The organism is Paenibacillus terrae (assembly GCF_005217525.1).
Lineage (GTDB): Bacteria > Bacillota > Bacilli > Paenibacillales > Paenibacillaceae > Paenibacillus > Paenibacillus terrae_C.
Genome location: NZ_PNXQ01000010.1, coordinates 52,992 through 69,868 on the forward strand (window position 1 = coordinate 52,992; position 16,877 = coordinate 69,868).

Here is a 16,877-nt window from a genome sequence, read left to right on the forward strand (position 1 = left end):
GAGCTACGGTGAATTTGGCGATGGAAACAGCACATGTGGAATATGCGGCGGGAAGCATTGCAGTTGGTGATCTGGTGAGCAAGATTGAACAGCTTGGCTATGGTGCTATCCCGCAGAGTGCCGAGGATCACATCGCAGATGTGCGCAGCAAGGATTTGAATCGTAAAAAGTGGAAGTGGATCGTGTCTGCGATACTGTCGCTTCCGCTGTTATGGGCGATGGTGGCTCATTTCTCCTTTACCTCATGGATTTATGTGCCTGGCTTATTTCTGAATCCGTGGTTCCAGCTTGTGCTTACTACACCGATCCAGTTTATCATTGGATGGCAGTTTTACGTGGGAGCGTATAAGGCGCTGCGCAACGGCGGTTCCAATATGGATGTACTGGTTGCTCTGGGCACGTCTTCCGCCTATTTTTACAGCCTGTATCTCACCCTGCGTCCGTCTACCGTGATGGACAGCATGGGAGGTATGGCAGGGATGCCTGTCATGAAAATGCCTGAGCTGTACTATGAGACAAGCGCGGTGCTGATTACGCTTATTCTCGTCGGTAAATGGTTCGAGGCAGTAGCCAAGGGCCGTTCGTCCGAGGCGATCAAGAGTCTGATGAGTCTCCAGGCGACGACGGCGCGTGTGGTACGTGATGGGCAAGAGCTTGATATACCGATTGAGCAGGTTCGTGTGAAAGATATCTTCATTGTACGTCCCGGCGAGAAAATTCCTGTCGATGGTGTGGTTGTGGACGGACGCTCGGCGGTGGATGAATCCATGCTGAGTGGCGAAAGCCTTCCGGTGGAAAAAGAAGCAGGTTCTGCGGTTACAGGAGCTACGCTCAATAAAAACGGTGTACTTCGTATCCAGGCCGAGCGTGTCGGTGGCGATACGGCATTGGCCCGTATTATTAAGGTCGTGGAAGATGCGCAAAATTCCAAGGCACCGATTCAGCGGATTGCTGACCAAATATCAGGAATTTTTGTCCCAATCGTTGTAGCTATAGCTGCAATGACCTTTATCGTCTGGTTTTTCCTTGTAACTCCGGCCGATTTTGCAGGCTCCCTGGAGAAAATGATTGCAGTGCTTGTCATTGCTTGCCCTTGTGCGCTCGGATTGGCTACGCCAACGTCTATCATGGCGGGATCGGGACGCGCCGCGGAATACGGCATTCTGTTCAAGGGTGGCGAGCATCTGGAGATGACTCGTTCGGTCAATGCCGTGGTGCTGGATAAAACGGGCACGGTTACGAACGGCAGGCCTGAGCTGACGGATGTTGTGGTCGGAGAAGGAAGCTTGGGCGAAACGGATTTGCTGCGGATGTTGGCTGCGGCGGAAAAAAGCTCGGAGCATCCGCTGGCGGAAGCCATTGTAAGGGGAATTATGGATCGCGGCATTGAGCCAGTAGAGTCAACGGATTTTGAAAATATTCCTGGTTATGGCGTGAAGGCTCATGTGGAAGGCAAGCAAGTGCTGGCAGGTACACGCCGACTGATGCGTCGTGAGGGCATCGCGGTTGGTGAATTAGCCGAGCAGCATATGCATGAGCTGGAGAACGCAGGCAAAACAGCCATGCTGATTGCGGTGGACGGTTCCTATTCCGGACTGGTAGCTGTGGCGGATACGATCAAGGAAACGTCACGGGAGGCGGTTGCCCGTCTGCGTGCGATGAACATTGAGGTTATCATGATTACGGGTGACAATGAACGGACCGCGAAGGCTGTGGCTGCCGAGGCCGGAATTGAACGGGTACTGGCAGAGGTGCTGCCTGAAGGCAAGGCAGAAGAAGTGAAACGACTTCAGGAGCAGGGCCTGATCGTAGCCATGGTAGGCGATGGCATTAATGACGCGCCCGCGCTGGCTACCGCTAATATCGGGATGGCGATGGGCACGGGTACGGATGTGGCAATGGAGGCTGCCGATATTACGCTCATGCGCGGCAACCTGAACAGCATTCCCGACGCGATCGAGATGAGCCGCCGGACCATGACTAACATAAGTCAGAATCTGTTTTGGGCGCTTGGCTACAACGTAATCGGCATCCCGATTGCTGCCCTGGGCTTCCTCGCCCCGTGGCTTGCAGGAGCAGCCATGGCATTTAGCTCTGTTTCGGTTGTGCTGAATGCGCTCCGTCTCCAACGGGTGAAGCTATAATCTGTGCAAAAATAGCAACGGCAATGCATTTACGTCCTGGACGTTTGTGCCATTGCCGTTTTTTAATCTTCAGTCATGTCTCTTTTTAGTCTGTTTGCTGTTTTTTTCGGGGAAAAAATAACTCCACCTGAGTTCCTTTATTTGTTTCTGAATGGATTCGGATGCTTCCGCCATGTACCTCTACAATCCACTGAGCGATGGATAGTCCAAGTCCTGTTCCCCCCTCAGTACGGGATCTGACCTTGTCACCGCGATAAAATCGGTCAAAGACATAAGGCAATTCATCTTCTGCGATTCCGGAGCCGTTATCTGATACGCTGATATACACAGAATTTCCTTGATAACGTCCAATTACTTTTATCTGCCCGGTGGAGGGGGTATATTTCAAAGCATTATCCAGCAGGATGGTAAAAAGCTGGTGTATTCTCCCGTCATCTCCCCATAGGAGCAGAGGCTCCTGTAATTCCGTAAGGATATTGACCCCTTTGGTATCTGCCAATAGTTTGAACTGCTCTGCTAACTCCCGTAATAATGAATCCAGTGTGATGAACGAGGGTTCAATCTGTAGCTGATTGGAATCGGATCGGGCCAGTGTCAGCAGATCCTCCAGCAGCCTGCCCATCCACTTGCTTTCTTTTAAAATTACAGCGATATGAGGACTTTCCTGTTCTATAGAGTGTGTGGGATGCCTCAGGAGCATCTCTGTTTGGGCATGGATGATTGCCGTCGGTGTTCGCATCTCATGTGAGGCATCTGCAACAAAGCGTTGCTGCTTTTCCCAGGAGTTTCGTATAGGCACAAGCGCACGTCCCGCTAGAAATATACCCGCAAAAACAAAAATAATCCCTCCGATGACAATTCCCGCAGTAATATCCCACATCAAGGAATGGAGCGTCCGCTGCACATCCTGCAAGCTCTTGACGAGGCAAACTATGATCGGCGTGTTGGCATGTTTGGGCATATACACAAATTGAAGGGCCCGATAACTGCGATCACCGATGCTCACCGTCCGAATGGTCTGTGTGTTTGATTGATCTTTGAACAAACTAGCCATATCCAGGGGAAATGACTGCTGGGGCGTTTGCCCAAGGAACTCATTTTGATCAGACCAGAACAGGTATGTTATTTTCTCATCATGTTCGGGGTCCAAATCATTGGATTGGAGTAGTTCTGATGGAATGCGAGAGGCTTGAGCACGCTTTTGGGCCTGTACCATGATTTCATCCGTATCATGATATAGCTGGTATTGCATATGAACGTACAGCCAGATGCCCAATATGGAAAAAACGAGAAGAAAAACAATAGTATTCAGGATGACCAGCCGTCTGCGAATGTTAGTGAACATGAGGGTCACCCGTTAACATATAACCGATTCCACGTACGGTTCGGAGAAGATTGTCTGCGTTACGGGCTGCGAGCTTTTTACGCAAAAGATGCATATATACGTCGACTGCGGTCGTGGCTGACCCCGAATCAAACCCCCAAACCCGGTCGAATATCTGCTCACGGGTTAATATTTGCTCTTTATTACATAGAAAATACTCCAGTAATTTATATTCTGTCGCCGTTAAGTTCAAGCCCTGTTCTCCGCTAAATGCGTCTCTCGCTGCAGGGACTAATCGGATAGGTCCATAGATCAATTCGCCTTCCTGTCCTATGGTGCCCTTTCTCCTCAAAACAGCTCTTGTTCGTGCCAATAATTCCGATACGGCGAACGGTTTCGTGATGTAGTCGTCTGCTCCGATATCCAGTCCGGCGACACGATCCTCTACTGCATCTTTAGCTGTCAAAAGAATGATTGGGACGAGCATAGCGTGTGCCCTCAGCTTTTTGACGATTTCAACACCGCTCATTCCAGGCAACATGATATCGAGAATAATCAAATCATAAATATTCTGTTGGGCCAAATAATACCCCTCGTCGCCAGTTTCTGCGCCATCTGTCAGGAAAGATTCACTTTCAAAGAGGTCACGGACAATTTTGAGAAGAGAAGGATCATCTTCTACGACAAGCACTCGCACACGTTGTTCCACCTTTCAGCGATCAAACTCATTTGTTTGTTTTTTAAGAAAATTTAAATATTCCACTACTATACTAGCATTATCAGCAGAGGCGTATAAGGATAATCATATATGGAGGGATTTTCATGGCACAGATGAATAAAAAATGGGTCGTTTTATGCTCAACAGCGATTACAGCAGTGTACGCAGCCGGATATTTTACGACGGAAACCGAGGCAGCCATGCCGCCATTGCCGCATCACACGCAAGTCAGTATTCCAACAAATGATATATCAAAAAACAATAATCCTTCAAATGTAAAGTCAACCTATACGAATAAACATAATATTCCACCCAAAAGTTTATATAAAGATGGTACCTATACGGGGATGGGCAATAATCGGCGTGGTTCCATTGAAGTTAGCGTAACGATCAAGAATGATAAAATAACGGACGTTGAAGTTAGCCATTTTGCTATGCATTATTCGGAAAGTGATATAGCAGGGCTCCCTTCGGAGGTTGTGCAAAACCAGAGTGAACAAGTGAGGAATGTATCCGGTGCAACGTATAGCACCCGGGCATTTCAGGACGCTGTACAAAATGCGCTCTCCAGCGCACAAAACGTGTAGCTATGAAAAGAACTAAATTATATATGGACACTGCCGTAAGCATACAGATTGTTACAGGAAAATCCACATCCGAAGAAGCGGTCACACAGAAAATGAATCAGGCATTTGAGGCTTTTCAAAAAGTAGAGCAAGCTTGCAGTCGTTTTAGCCCTGACAGTGAATTGATGAGCGTCTGCCAACAGGTAGGAGTACCTGTAAGCGTGAGCCCGTTTTTGTTTGAACCCCTCAAATTTGCTTTGGAAATAGCCAAATGGACGGATGGGATATTTGATCCTACGGTAGGAAAAACAATGGAATATCATGGCTTTAATCGACATTATTTAACCGGGCAATCCATTGAAAGTCCTTCTGCCGCTACGGTAACTTATCGGGATATCATTTTAAATGAACAAGATCGTACATTGTGTTTGCAGAAGCCGTTGGTGATTGATTTAGGGGCTGTAGCCAAAGGATTTGCCATTGACTTGGCAGCTCATGAGTTAAAAGAATTTGAAGGATTTGTCGTGAATGCGGGCGGCGATCTGTTTGCAGGAGGGGTGAACGATGGTGGAGAGGCATGGGAAATAGGTATTCAGCATCCTGAACGCAAAGAGGAAATGGTATCGACGGTTCTGCTTTCCAATGAGGCTATCTGTACTTCGGGAGGTTACGAGCGCAAGAGTGCGGCTGAGGCTGATGTACATCATTTGATTGATCCTAAAACCAAGCGCTCGCCCAAGGAATGGGTTAGTTCCAGCGTGATTGCCCCCTTCGCTATGATGGCGGATGCTTTTTCTACGGCATCATTTTTGTTGGGTGCAGCAGAGGGGCAGCGGCTCATGGAACAAGCGGGTTTACAAGGCATCCTCATTACATCTGATTTACAATTGGTTCGAGTAGGAGGGTTATAAATGACGATAAAACAATGGAGTAAATCACCAAAAGGCTATGTTGCAATGGTTATCACGGCTTATCTTCTTATAGCCTCTATCGCAGAGCATGACATGGCTGGCATGATCCATGGAATCGTGGCCGTCGGTGCTGCTGTAGCCGTTGACATTCTTTGTGGCTTGATGAGACAAAGGAAGCGAATGCTGCCGGATGGTGCATTGATCACAGGGCTACTTATCGCCCTGGTGTTAAGCACGGCGACCTCTTGGCCCGTTGTTGCGGCTACTTCAGCGATTGCCATAGTATCCAAGCACCTGTTGGTCTATAGGAAGAAGCCGATTTTTAATCCAGCGGCTTTTGGATTGCTGCTATCTATTCTCATATTTGGATCAGGGCAGAGCTGGTGGGGGGCATTCGGGGATTTAGCCACATGGATGATTGCCTTCCTGCTCATTGGTGGATATGTAATAACGGATCGGGTCAATAAATTTCCGCAGGTGTTTTCGTTTTTCGGGACATTTTTTGTATTGTTGTTCCTTATAGGTCGCTTTCATCTGGGAGATGCTTCGGATGCGCTTCGTCCTCCATTCATCAATGCTGCTCTTTTCTTTGGCTTTTTTATGCTCACTGATTTGCCCACGACTCCAGCCAAGATGAAGGATCAAATCGTTTTTGGGATTCTTGTCGCATTTGTAGGAGCGGCTGTGTATGACCTTTTTGGAGGATTAATGTACTTGTTTATAGGGCTGCTATTGGCAAACCTGTATCATGTACTCAAATCACGTTTGAGTGCAAGAGTGACCAACAGGCCTGTTTCGAATATGCAACCAGTCTCCAGGCGAGGTTAAACGGTTAAAATAAGCAAGTACGTACGGGATTGACTTCCAGCGTGCTTGCTTTTTGCCGTGGAGTGAGGTTGCTTATCATTCCCGAAAGTTTCATAATACTTGTAGTAGTGCCATGCAAACATGCAAAAACCTCTTCGTATACGCACAGTTTGACACAGATAAAAAGCTTATATTATGGATTAGGAGTGAAGCAGTCATGAATGATACGATTTCCTTGTTGATGAATCATCGGTCTGTACGAAGATTCAAGTCAGACGCCGTTACCGATGAGCAACTCGCAGCTATTGTGGCAGCAGGCCAGATGGCTTCCTCGTCCAGCAATGTACAGGCTTATACCGTCATTGCCGTTACAGAGCCTTCTTTGAAAACAAAGCTGGCTGAGTTGGCGGGGGGTCAGGCTTACGTTGAGCAATGCCCGGTGTTTATGGTATGGTGTGCAGATTTGTACCGCTTGAAGCAGGTCACAGTTCACCATCAGCCCGGCCAGCCCTCCTATGAAGGTTCCGTCGAAAATTATACGGTTGCGACCATTGATGCCGCGTTAGCTGCACAGAATGCCGCGGTAGCCGCCGAATCACTCGGTTTGGGCATGGTCTACATCGGGGGCATCCGTACGAAAATAGCCGAGGTATCCGAGCTGTTGGGATTGCCTGAGCTGGTATATCCGGTGTTCGGTATGTGTATTGGGGTACCGGATCAGGAAGGGAGCTTACGTCCACGTCTTCCGCTGTCCGGTGTTTTGCATATGAACGGCTACGACAAAAATCAGACGATGAAGGCTGTGGATCTGTATGATCACACATCGGCTGAATATTTGAAGGAACGCACAGGTGGCCAGCGGTCTACCCCATGGTCAGAGCAAATGGCAGCAAGACTGACCGAGCCTGCACGTTTGCAGATGAAGTCTTTTTTGGAGCAAAAGGGATTTTTGAAGCAATAAAGGTCGGGTACGCGATAAAAATAACGCAGCAACATATAAATGGCATGAAGCCATAGGTATGTTTGAAAAATACAAAGAATCTCCTTTTTGCGCATGATGAATTCCGCGTAATAGGAGGTTCTTTGCTTTTGTTGTAAGCTGGCTTGTATATCTTTTCAGGGAATAGCTGATATGGCTTTATAAATTAGACAGTGCGTAAAAGCGTCTCGTATTGTCATAAAATAATTGCCGAACGATAGTTTCATTTTGACCTGTCAGCTTGCTATACGCCCGAATGACTTCGGCGGTCATGCGTGGATGGGTCTGTTGTCCGGCAAAAGGCCCCTCAAAGGGCCAGGGGCCGTCCGTTTCCGCCATCACCTGACCGGATGGATACTGTATTGCCAAGCTTCGGATTTCATCCTCATACAAGAGATCCGGTGTGAAGGAGACATAATAGCCGTTACGAGCCATGCGTTCGGTCGTGGCGGTAGAGCCTTTAAACCAATGGAAATGCGCCTGTGTGACGCCATAGCGTCCCAGTAAGTCGCAGGCAATGTCCGCGTCCTCATAGACGGCATGCAGCACAATCGGTTTGTTATGCTTCCGTGCAAACATGACAAAACGCTCCAGTAATTCTATGTAAGGAGCGAGGTCAAAGGGAACTCCACTCCGCAAGGCTTCCAGCCGATTATAGTAGGGCAAGCCGACCTCACCTACCGCGACCATATGCTCTGCATGCTTGTCCATCCAGTCGAACAACAGATCAAGCTCAGCTTGCGGTGGAAGAGGCTGTTCGGGATGAAAGCCAAAGGCGGGTCGTACCAGCCCGGGAAAACGCTCAGACAAGCACAAATTGGCCCGGCTGGAGGCGAGATGCATGGACACGGCAATGACGGCTTCGACGCTGCTATCTGCAAGCGAAGCGAGCAATAGCTCTTGCTGCTCAGACGGATAGCTATCCACATGAATATGCGCGTCGATTAGAGGCGCGGGTACTTGCGCCGTCGTTGGCGCTGTCGTGTCCAGCTTCTTATTGTTCGAGTCATTCATAACGGCTTCGCCCCATTACCTGAAGCATCCTCACGGATGCCTCCAGTGTTGTCCGTGTCGCCTTCCAGTCTGTGCTTTTCCTCGCGCATCCAGCCTGTCATTTTCCGCTTCCATTCGATAAAGCGTGGGTCGAGGGTGATTTCTTCCCTGCGAGGGCGAGGGAAGGGAACGTCTACGACGTGTATCACCGAAGCAGGTCGTGCCGACAGTACATAGATACGGTCTGAGAGCAGCAACGCTTCCTCAATGCTGTGTGTAATAAACAGCACGGAGCGGCGGTTCTTCTCCCACATCCGCAATAACCATTGCTGCATATCTGCACGTGTCAGCGCATCCAGGGCGCTGAACGGCTCATCCAGCAGCATCAGCTCTTGCGGACTGAGTAGCGCGCGAAGGAAAGCCGCTCGCTGCTGCATGCCGCCAGAGAGCGTATGCGGATACGCCTTAGCGAATGGGCCAAGCCCGACCTGCTCCAGCCATTGCAGGGCTTCCTTACGGCGTTCGCGTTCGCTGCTGTGCCGGGGCTGCGCTGCTGTATCTTTACGCGGCGCATTTTCCTGCCCGAGCAGCACGTTGTCCAGCGTGGTACGCCACGGGAAAAGCGCGGGCTGTTGAGGCATATAGCTGATATGCCCGCGTTCCCCAGTCACGTCCTGTCCGTTCATACGGATGTGCCCCAACTGCGGCTTGAGCAGCCCGCCGATGATGTGAAACAGCGTGCTTTTGCCGCTGCCGGACGGACCGATCAGAGAGACGAATTCCCCAGGTCGGACGCTCAAGGATACATCCTGCAATACAGGCAGCGAGCTTCGCTTTTCCCGGAAGGCCAGGCTAATGCCTTCCAGTTCCAAGGCTGGAGGAGTGGAAGAATGCTCCTGCTGTTCCAAGGCTCCTTGGACTCGTTGTTCATCAGCCATATTTTGCGGTGATAAGTCAGTCGGATGCAGACTCATATGCACCACGTCCTTTCTTTGATATCCTGCGGTTCCATCGTATTCTGGTTATACCATTTGGAAGCTATTCCTGATCGGGTTTCCAGCGTACCAGCCATTTTTCCAGCAGTAGAATAGCTACGAACATTAACAAACTGAGTGTAACAATGATGCCAATGGCGGCAAAAATCAGATCCGTGCGGTAGGCTGATTTTTGCAGATTCATATAATAACCAATTCCTTCACTGGCTCCGATCCATTCCGCAATGATTGCGCCCATTACGCTGTAAGTGGCGGCAATCTTGATGCCCGAAAATACTTGTGGCAGGGAATGCGGCAGCTCCAGCTTCATAAAAATAGCCATGCGGCCTGCGCCCGACATGCGCATATAGCTCATCATCGTGCGGTCCGTCCGCGTCAGTCCGTCCATGGCCGCTACAGCCACGGGGAAAAAGCAGACCAGTGTAATCACCATCAGCTTGGGCAACACGCCAAAACCAAACCACACCATCAGCAATGGGCCGAGAGCGATGGTTGGAATGTTTTGACTAAGAATGAGCAGCGGGTACAGAGCCGACTTGAGAAAAGGGATGGTATGAAGAACAATGGCGATCCATAGTCCCGTTGCGGTGCCGATAGCAAATCCCGCCAGCGTTAAGCGAACAGTAGCCCAAGTATGGGCACCAAGCAGCGCCGACTGAGACATTCCTTCCTGAACGATCAGGGACGGAGCAGGCAGTATCCATGATTCCACATTCCAATAGGAAACCGCTCCCTGCCAGGCCGCTAAAAAGAAGAGGACCGCCACAAGGGGCGGCCATACGCTTTTCCACCAGGATGCGTTTTTGCCTTTCGGGTTCATGGGCGATATTTCTCGGTCAGCTTATCCATGCTGATGCCCTGCGGGTTATGTGCGATTTTGATTTGTGAAATGATGCTTGGACTGCCTGCTTCCGTTAGTGCCTCGTGCATTTCTTTAACCACCTTCAGCAGCTCGTCCAGCTCGCCTTCCATGGTCGTATCCAATGGGTTCACCTGATGTTTGACACCGGAGCGCTGAATAACTTCAATTGCCTTATCTACATATGCGTAAGAGTCCTCGTTATTAGGGGTTTTAGGAATCACTTGAATACTGAGCAGTGTGTTAGCCATGTGAATTCACCTGTCCTTTATTTGGAGTGTTTTTAGGGAAATATGGTGGTTTAAGGCGGGTGGGAGACCGCTTCGCTTCTTCAGATTCAAATGAACCGCTGCGCTACCAACCGCCTTAAAAGCACCTTATTTTTAAAGTGGTTTGTGTGGCATTTTTTACACACAAGCGCACCTACTTAGCGCTTAGAATAAGACGAAACTAAAAAACAAACCCAGTGGAACGAGAACGAAGTGGGCGGAATGGTGCTGTAGAAGCGCGCTTTGGAAGCATCACCTTGCCCGGATTCCACCTCTGGATATTTATAAAAGAAATCTGGGTACAACAGCGATGGGAAGCACCATCCGTCCGCGTAGTGGCGCTTGGTGCACGTCCCTAGTTCGACTTTATTTGGTAATTTAGCGTTTTAACAAAATGATCAACGCTTGGGCAGGAAGTTGTTTGTGAAGGCTTTATTCACTTCCAAAGGCTTGCTGAGCAGCTTGCGCTCGTACATCCAGTCGGAGTAGTTTTTCCAGACCTCCGCTTTTTGTACGCCCCATTGGGCGGCATCGTCCTGATAACGCGGGCTTAGCCATTTTTGGCTGGCGAGTACCAGCTTTTTATCCAGTTCCGGAACCGCTTTGGTCAAGATGTCTGCGGCTTCTTCCGGGTGAGCGATGGTATATTCATAGCCTTGGGCGGTCGCGTCCATGAAGGCTTTGACCAGTTCGGGATCATTTTTAATCGTCTGTTCGTTGCTCACGATGACGGGCGTATAGTAATCCAGACTTTTGGAATAATCTTTTACATACAGCATATCCAGTGGTTCACCGCGTAGTTGGGCTTCAATCCCAGTCCAAGCGTAGAAGATCCAGGCAAAGTCGATATCGCGCTTCACGGCTGTAAAATAATCGGCATTACCCATGTTGATGATCTTCACCTTGCTCACGTCGCCTTTGTCCGCATCCATAATGGATTTCATGACCGCTTCTTCTACAGGCGAACCCCAGCCGCCGTATTTTTTGCCTTCAAAATCCATTGGGCTCTTAATCCCGCGGTCTACCGGGGCTGCGAAGCCAGATGTATTATGCTGAATGACCGCAGCGATGGATACGAGCGGCACCCCTTGCGTACGAGCCTGTGTGACGCCCTCCTGATAGCTGATACCAAAAGGTACAGCATTGGAAGCAACCATTTGATCGGCTCCGCCCGAACCGGGCTGAACGATCTGGACATTCAAGCCTGCTTTTTCGTAAAATCCTTTGTCCTTGGCGACATAGAGGCCCGTATGATTCGTATTTGGCGTCCAGTCGAGCACGACTTTAACGTCCTTGAGTCCCTTGGTCGGGGAGGACGTTTGGGTGTCGGCGGCAGGAGTCTCGCCTTGTGGTGCAGAGGGGGAGCTTCCGCCGCAGGCGGTCAGGGTCAGGGCCATTAACCACAGGCTGATCAGCCCAAGGCTTAACATTTTCATGCGCTTCATCGTTGTGTTCTCTCCTTTTATTACCCGTAATCCGTCGGATCAGACAGCTTATGTTTCCCATTTCACAAAAATAACTCCTGCCAGACGCTATCTGTTCCAACAACATCATCTTCAACAAAAAAAGCGCCCCGAAGTTCCGGGACGCTTGCGCTTGTATATACCAAAGTAAGGGATGGCCCGCCGTAATATGAAAAGAAAGGGCGCATCTTGCTTAAGCATTCCTACGCTGGCATTACCCAGATCAGGTTGTAAGGGTCAGTGTCTTGGGACACACTCTCAGCCGGCCGATTCCAGCACCCCTGGCATTGTATAGTCGAATGGGTTGTTCATTCGGGTTTCCTACGACGATTATATGACTAGAAGTCGGGTCTGTCCAGTATAGGGGAAGAAGTGACGGTTCATTTGCCTTACGTCAGGGTACACTTTTACTGTGAGCTTTATTCTGAATGACCGTGATTTAGTCGGTTCAAGGCATGGGCATTCACAGGAATTCTAATTTGCGAAAAGGAGTTGTTGTACCGTGGGTAAAACGGAAACATTGGATCGCAGCCAACTGGAACAAGCCATTGTAAAGGCTTTGGATAACAACAAATTTTGCTCGTTGGGCACAGTAGAAGGCGGCAAGCCGAAGGTGCGCTATATGGCTCTTTTTAATGAAGGGCTGAACATCCATCTCGCGACAGATCGCAAAACACAAAAGGTGGAAGAGCTGAAGGATAATCCAAACGCTTATCTGCTGCTGGGATATGAGGTAGGCGGTACGAAGGAAGTCGTAGAGGTTGAGGCTACTGTCCGGGTAACGGCTGACGAGGGACTTCGCAAACAAGTGTGGAATGATTCGTTGAAGGAATGGTTTTCTGGCCCGGATGACCCTGATTATGTCATTCTGGATGTGAACCCAACTCGTATTGAGTATGTGGGTAAGCAGACCGGACGTCAGGTGTGGGAGAAATAGAATTGGATAGAATATGAGGAAACCAGCAATTCTCCAAGTTATTTGGGAGGTTTGCTGGTTTTTTTAGTTACGGAAAATTAATTATTTTTTCATAAATAAATGAAGTAAATGACTACTCTTTTGTCCGTCATTGGATTAAAATAGGAATGGTGGGTTCAAAGCTTACATATATGTGCAAAAGCATGTGTATGACGCCTACACCTTAATGAGGAGGGATATATTTTGATATTTCATAAAAAATGGTTTAGAGGGCTTACAGCAGTAGTTGTAGCCTGTAGCATGCTGGTGTTTTCAGCCGCTCCGTCCTGGGCTTCCAGCGAATCCAAGGATAGCGGTACAGTGAATTTGCGGATCATGGAAACAACGGATATTCATGCGGCCTTGATGAATTATGACTACTATGCCGACAAGGAAACGAACGAATATGGCTTGATTAACACAGCTGGACTGATCCAGCAGGCGCGCAGTGAAACAAGAAACAGCCTGTTGTTCGATAACGGCGACTTGTTGCAGGGCAATCCATTGGGCGATTATATGGCCAGAAGCAAAACCTTCGAGAAAGAAGGCGGTGTCCATCCGGTCTACAAGATGATGAACTTAATGGGCTATGATGCGGCTACGGTAGGGAATCACGAATTTAACTATGGTCTCGATTTTTTGGAAAGATCCCTCAAGGGAGCTGATTTTCCTTACGTAAATGCGAACGTGTATTACGATGATGGGGCCCAAGGAACTAAAAATTATTTTACCCCTTATCGGATTCTTGATAAAACGGTGACGGATGAAAAGGGTGAAACTCATTCACTCAGAGTGGGCGTGATTGGCTTGGTAACGCCTCAAATTACGCAGTGGGATGAAGGTAATTTGAAGGGTAAGGTCGTTACCAAGGATATTGTGGAAACGGCGAAAAAGTTTGTTCCTCAAATGAAAACGGAGGGTGCAGACATTATTATTGTGCTGGCACACACAGGTTATGAGGATGTGCCGCAAACTCCGATGATGGAAAATGCCGTTAAATATTTGAGCAAGGTGGACGGAATTAACGCTATTCTGTTTGGACATGCGCATAAATCTTTCCCCGGTCCTGATTTTAAGGGAATGAGCGGTGTAGACCTGGATAAAGGAACGATTAATGGTGTACCGGCTGTGGAAGCTTCCTCATGGGGCAAGGATCTGGGCATTATTGACCTGAGCCTGGAAAAGAAAAACCGCGTGTGGAATGTAACTAACTCCCAGTCAGAAGTGCGCCCGGTTGTGAATACTACCAATCCAGCCGTGCAACAGATCAAACCCGAATTCAAACTGACAGAGGCGGTCAAGGATGAACATAAAGGAACATTGGATTATGTTCGTCAACCGGTGGGAACAGCGACTGCACCGATCAACAGTTATTTTGCATTAGTGCAGGATGACCCATCCATTCAGATTGTGACGAATGCACAAAAATGGTACGTACAAAACCATCTTAAAGGAACCGAATACGAAAATCTTCCCGTATTGTCGGCTGGCGCCCCATTCAAGGCTGGTGGTCGAAACGGTGCCGAGTATTACACCAACATTCCTGAAGGCACGATAGCTATTAAAAACGTGTCCGATCTGTACGTGTACCCGAATACGGTTCAGGCCGTAGAAGTTACCGGTGCTGAAATTCAGGAATGGCTGGAATGGTCTGCGGGCCAGTTCAACCGTATCGATCCAAAGAAAACCGAGGAACAATCGCTGATTAACAAAGATTTTCCTACCTACAATTTTGATGTCATTGACGGTGTAAAGTACCAGATTGATGTGACTCAGCCTGCACGATATGACGCCAAGGGGACCGTTATTGATCCTTCTGCTCATCGTATCAAGGATTTACAATACAACGGGAAAGCAATTGATCCCGCACAGAAATTTATCGTAGCGACTAACAATTATCGTGCTTCCTCATCCAAACTGGCAAACCCGGATGGCAAACGCATTGTGATGGCAGCACCGGACGAAAGCCGCCAAGTCGTTATTGATTACATCCGTACGAACGGAACGATCAATCCGTCTGCGGATGGCAACTGGTCTATCGCTCCTTTCGGTGAGGCTAAGGTTACCTTCGAATCCTCGCCCGATGCAAAAGACGTGCTTGGCGGAAACCAGCAAATTTCATTCCTCGGCAGCGCGGCTGACGGATTTGCCAAATATAGTCTTAAAGCTGGCGCTAAGCCCAATGCAGCAACGACTACTGTAAAGGAAACCGTGGCTCCAGCGAAAGCAACGGCGAAGCCAGTTGTAAAAGCAACCAAACCGAAGGCTTCCAAATAAGTCTGGGTTTCTGGCTCCATTTAAATTCAAGATGAAGCAGCAAGTCTCTGTAAGCTGAGAGACTTGCTGCTTTTTTGATTTCAGGGAGTAGCGGTGCTGCTTGGACTTATAATTGGTTCAAAAGGCTTTATTTTTTGTCGAATATATACTTAAGTCCTAATCTGTAGTTAAAAATAACTTTATTTTTTGTGAAAACACGTAATTATGTAGTTCTTTTGTTCTAGTTATTTGTGATATAATGGTGAAAAAATCGGAAAATTGTTCCGAGGAGGACCATTATGACTTGCAGCAATTGCAGCATCATATTACCTATTAAGGACCAGGGATTGCTGAAAATCAGGCATTCCAGGGTGTCGCTTGCTCAAGTGCTGGACAACTTGGGTATGTTGTCGGAACAAATGAAACAGGAACAAGGGCGCGAGGACGGCATTGCGTTTTGCTACGACAGTCCTGCGGTGCTGGAGCAATTGATGGACAGGCTTGCTTGTCTGCCGAAGGAATGGTTGTTACATATGGAGGGTGTGGTGACGGGATCGTTTCATGTTGAAGGGTATGAGGATTGGCTTCCATTCAGCCAACTGCAGGCACGAATCAAGCATCCAGATGTCATGAAAATTATTGTGGATCAGAGCTTTTCCAACCATATGCAGCCTATTATTGACCACAAGCTGGACATTATCGGATTTGAATTTTTGTTGCGTCCGTCACATCCACAGAGACCCTTTCAGCCTTTTCGGCTGTTTGAAATTGCACGTGCAGCCGGGCTACACGCTCATCTGGATCGGTCGGCCCGTATTTCTGCGATTGAAAAAAGTGCAACATGTCTTCCTGCAGGAATCAAACGTTTTATTAACTTTCTTCCTTCCACCATTTATAATCCGACCTACTGCTTGCATCATACCTTTGAGACGATTGATCGGTTGTCCATGAATACGGAGGATTTTGTATTTGAAGTTGTAGAGACGGAAGAAATAAACGATCTGAATGTTCTGCATCATATTTTTGAGCAATATCGCAACCGGGGAATTTCGGTGGCATTGGATGACGTGGGAGCAGGTTATTCTACGACAGAGCTGATGAATCGACTCCAGCCAGATTATGTGAAAATTGACCGGAGTTTAATTAATGGCTGCTACCGTAACAGTGACCAGCAGCGACAAATTATGGGGATCGTGGAATCGGCTTTTCATTTTGGCGGCCAAGTGCTGGCTGAAGGAGTCGAGCAGCTGGAAGATTTTGAGTTTTGTCGTGAAGCAGGAGTATCGCTGGCTCAGGGTTATTTGTTTGGCAAGCCGGAGCCGAGTCCGCCCTCCAATTTTATGCTTAGTAGCGTAATGTAGTCAGAAACAAATTTAAGTATACGTAATCTATAAAAAGTGGAGCTAAAATGGGCTGTCCCATAAGCAAATTTCAACCGTATTGGACATTGCTTATATCACCATTAATGTAAAAAAACGCGAGTTGCAGAGGTTTTTTCACCCCTGCAACTCGCGTTTTTTGGTCTATGCTTGCCCACTGAGCAAGTTATGGGCAAGCGAAAGCCACCCTGCCTTCAATTTTACTTGGTAAGGAACGTTAAAAAACCGGAGGCAGTTACGACATGTTTTATTTTTAAAG

The 16,877-nt window shown here is 48.3% G+C and carries 15 protein-coding genes and 1 riboswitch; of the genes, 8 read left to right on the top strand and 7 right to left on the bottom strand.

All coding sequences use genetic code 11. The features are described from left to right. On the top strand, nt 1-2,144 hold a 2,144-nt coding region (locus C1I60_RS08630; RefSeq protein WP_252361636.1), incomplete at its 5' end, for a copper-translocating P-type ATPase. An 85-nt stretch (nt 2,145-2,229) separates the two neighbouring features. Here C1I60_RS08630 and C1I60_RS08635 read toward each other — a convergent pair. Further along, the gene (locus C1I60_RS08635) at nt 2,230-3,489 is read right to left on the bottom strand and encodes a sensor histidine kinase (RefSeq protein ID WP_137061347.1); all 1,260 of its coding nucleotides are present in this window, start codon (nt 3,487-3,489) and stop codon (nt 2,230-2,232) included. Then, nucleotides 3,479-4,165 (bottom strand): response regulator transcription factor, encoded by a 687-nt coding sequence (locus C1I60_RS08640; RefSeq protein ID WP_137061391.1) that lies wholly within the window; start codon nt 4,163-4,165, stop codon nt 3,479-3,481. Before C1I60_RS08640 ends, C1I60_RS08635 begins: the two co-directional genes overlap by 11 nt. A 125-nt stretch (nt 4,166-4,290) precedes the next feature. Here C1I60_RS08640 and C1I60_RS08645 point away from each other — a divergent pair, with 125 nt between their 5' ends. From C1I60_RS08645 to nfsA, 4 genes are all read left to right on the top strand, one after another. Then, nucleotides 4,291-4,773 (top strand): FMN-binding protein, encoded by a 483-nt coding sequence (locus tag C1I60_RS08645; protein ID WP_137061348.1) that lies wholly within the window; start codon nt 4,291-4,293, stop codon nt 4,771-4,773. Between the two features lie 2 nt (nt 4,774-4,775). Beyond that, nucleotides 4,776-5,663: an FAD:protein FMN transferase gene (locus C1I60_RS08650; protein WP_137061349.1), complete on the top strand. Its 888-nt coding sequence runs from the start codon at nt 4,776-4,778 to the stop codon at nt 5,661-5,663. Continuing rightward, nucleotides 5,664-6,491, top strand: a complete 828-nt coding sequence (locus tag C1I60_RS08655) for an RnfABCDGE type electron transport complex subunit D (protein WP_137061350.1) — start codon at nt 5,664-5,666, stop codon at nt 6,489-6,491. A gap of 196 nt (nt 6,492-6,687) precedes the next feature. Next, nucleotides 6,688-7,431 (top strand): oxygen-insensitive NADPH nitroreductase, encoded by a 744-nt coding sequence (nfsA, locus tag C1I60_RS08660; protein ID WP_137061351.1) that lies wholly within the window; start codon nt 6,688-6,690, stop codon nt 7,429-7,431. Between the two features lie 177 nt (nt 7,432-7,608). Here the strand turns inward: nfsA and C1I60_RS08665 are convergent, their stop codons facing one another. The 5 genes from C1I60_RS08665 to C1I60_RS08685 form a co-directional block, all read right to left on the bottom strand. After that, on the bottom strand, nt 7,609-8,463 hold the full coding sequence (locus tag C1I60_RS08665; protein WP_252361637.1) for a TatD family hydrolase: 855 nt from the start codon (nt 8,461-8,463) through the stop codon (nt 7,609-7,611). Further along, nucleotides 8,460-9,416, bottom strand: a complete 957-nt coding sequence (locus C1I60_RS08670) for an ABC transporter ATP-binding protein (protein WP_137061352.1) — start codon at nt 9,414-9,416, stop codon at nt 8,460-8,462. Before C1I60_RS08670 ends, C1I60_RS08665 begins: the two co-directional genes overlap by 4 nt. A gap of 64 nt (nt 9,417-9,480) precedes the next feature. Then, a complete protein-coding gene (locus C1I60_RS08675; protein WP_137061353.1) occupies nt 9,481-10,257 on the bottom strand; it encodes an ABC transporter permease in 777 nt (258 codons plus the stop codon). Further along, nucleotides 10,254-10,547 (bottom strand): MTH1187 family thiamine-binding protein, encoded by a 294-nt coding sequence (locus C1I60_RS08680; RefSeq protein WP_014279449.1) that lies wholly within the window; start codon nt 10,545-10,547, stop codon nt 10,254-10,256. The genes C1I60_RS08675 and C1I60_RS08680 overlap by 4 nt, the downstream gene beginning before the upstream one ends. 416 nt (nt 10,548-10,963) lie before the next feature. Continuing rightward, nucleotides 10,964-12,010 carry an ABC transporter substrate-binding protein gene (locus C1I60_RS08685; protein ID WP_137061354.1) on the bottom strand — a complete coding sequence of 349 codons (1,047 nt, stop codon included), beginning with the start codon at nt 12,008-12,010 and terminating at the stop codon, nt 10,964-10,966. Between the two features lie 201 nt (nt 12,011-12,211). After that, nucleotides 12,212-12,321, bottom strand: a riboswitch (TPP riboswitch). Nucleotides 12,322-12,530: 209 nt separating this feature from the next. Here C1I60_RS08685 and C1I60_RS08690 point away from each other — a divergent pair. The 3 genes from C1I60_RS08690 to C1I60_RS08700 all read left to right on the top strand — a co-directional run bounded on the left by C1I60_RS08690 (nt 12,531) and on the right by C1I60_RS08700 (nt 16,600). Further along, nucleotides 12,531-12,965: a pyridoxamine 5'-phosphate oxidase family protein gene (locus tag C1I60_RS08690; RefSeq protein WP_137061355.1), complete on the top strand. Its 435-nt coding sequence runs from the start codon at nt 12,531-12,533 to the stop codon at nt 12,963-12,965. Between the two features lie 222 nt (nt 12,966-13,187). Further along, nucleotides 13,188-15,260 carry a bifunctional 2',3'-cyclic-nucleotide 2'-phosphodiesterase/3'-nucleotidase gene (locus C1I60_RS08695; protein ID WP_137061356.1) on the top strand — a complete coding sequence of 691 codons (2,073 nt, stop codon included), beginning with the start codon at nt 13,188-13,190 and terminating at the stop codon, nt 15,258-15,260. A 278-nt stretch (nt 15,261-15,538) separates the two neighbouring features. Next, on the top strand, nt 15,539-16,600 hold the full coding sequence (locus tag C1I60_RS08700) for an EAL domain-containing protein (RefSeq protein ID WP_137061357.1): 1,062 nt from the start codon (nt 15,539-15,541) through the stop codon (nt 16,598-16,600). Nucleotides 16,601-16,877 lie beyond the last annotated feature (277 nt).

Coding starts and splice junctions, on each gene's coding strand:
- C1I60_RS08700 (WP_137061357.1), top strand. CDS start 15,539: ATGACTTGCAGCAATTGCAGCATCATATTACCTATTAAGGACCAGGGA.
- C1I60_RS08645 (WP_137061348.1), top strand. CDS start 4,291: ATGGCACAGATGAATAAAAAATGGGTCGTTTTATGCTCAACAGCGATT.
- C1I60_RS08635 (WP_137061347.1), bottom strand. CDS start 3,489: ATGTTCACTAACATTCGCAGACGGCTGGTCATCCTGAATACTATTGTT.
- C1I60_RS08655 (WP_137061350.1), top strand. CDS start 5,664: ATGACGATAAAACAATGGAGTAAATCACCAAAAGGCTATGTTGCAATG.
- C1I60_RS08680 (WP_014279449.1), bottom strand. CDS start 10,547: ATGGCTAACACACTGCTCAGTATTCAAGTGATTCCTAAAACCCCTAAT.
- C1I60_RS08665 (WP_252361637.1), bottom strand. CDS start 8,463: ATGAATGACTCGAACAATAAGAAGCTGGACACGACAGCGCCAACGACG.
- C1I60_RS08670 (WP_137061352.1), bottom strand. CDS start 9,416: ATGAGTCTGCATCCGACTGACTTATCACCGCAAAATATGGCTGATGAA.
- nfsA (WP_137061351.1), top strand. CDS start 6,688: ATGAATGATACGATTTCCTTGTTGATGAATCATCGGTCTGTACGAAGA.
- C1I60_RS08685 (WP_137061354.1), bottom strand. CDS start 12,010: ATGAAGCGCATGAAAATGTTAAGCCTTGGGCTGATCAGCCTGTGGTTA.
- C1I60_RS08650 (WP_137061349.1), top strand. CDS start 4,776: ATGAAAAGAACTAAATTATATATGGACACTGCCGTAAGCATACAGATT.
- C1I60_RS08675 (WP_137061353.1), bottom strand. CDS start 10,257: ATGAACCCGAAAGGCAAAAACGCATCCTGGTGGAAAAGCGTATGGCCG.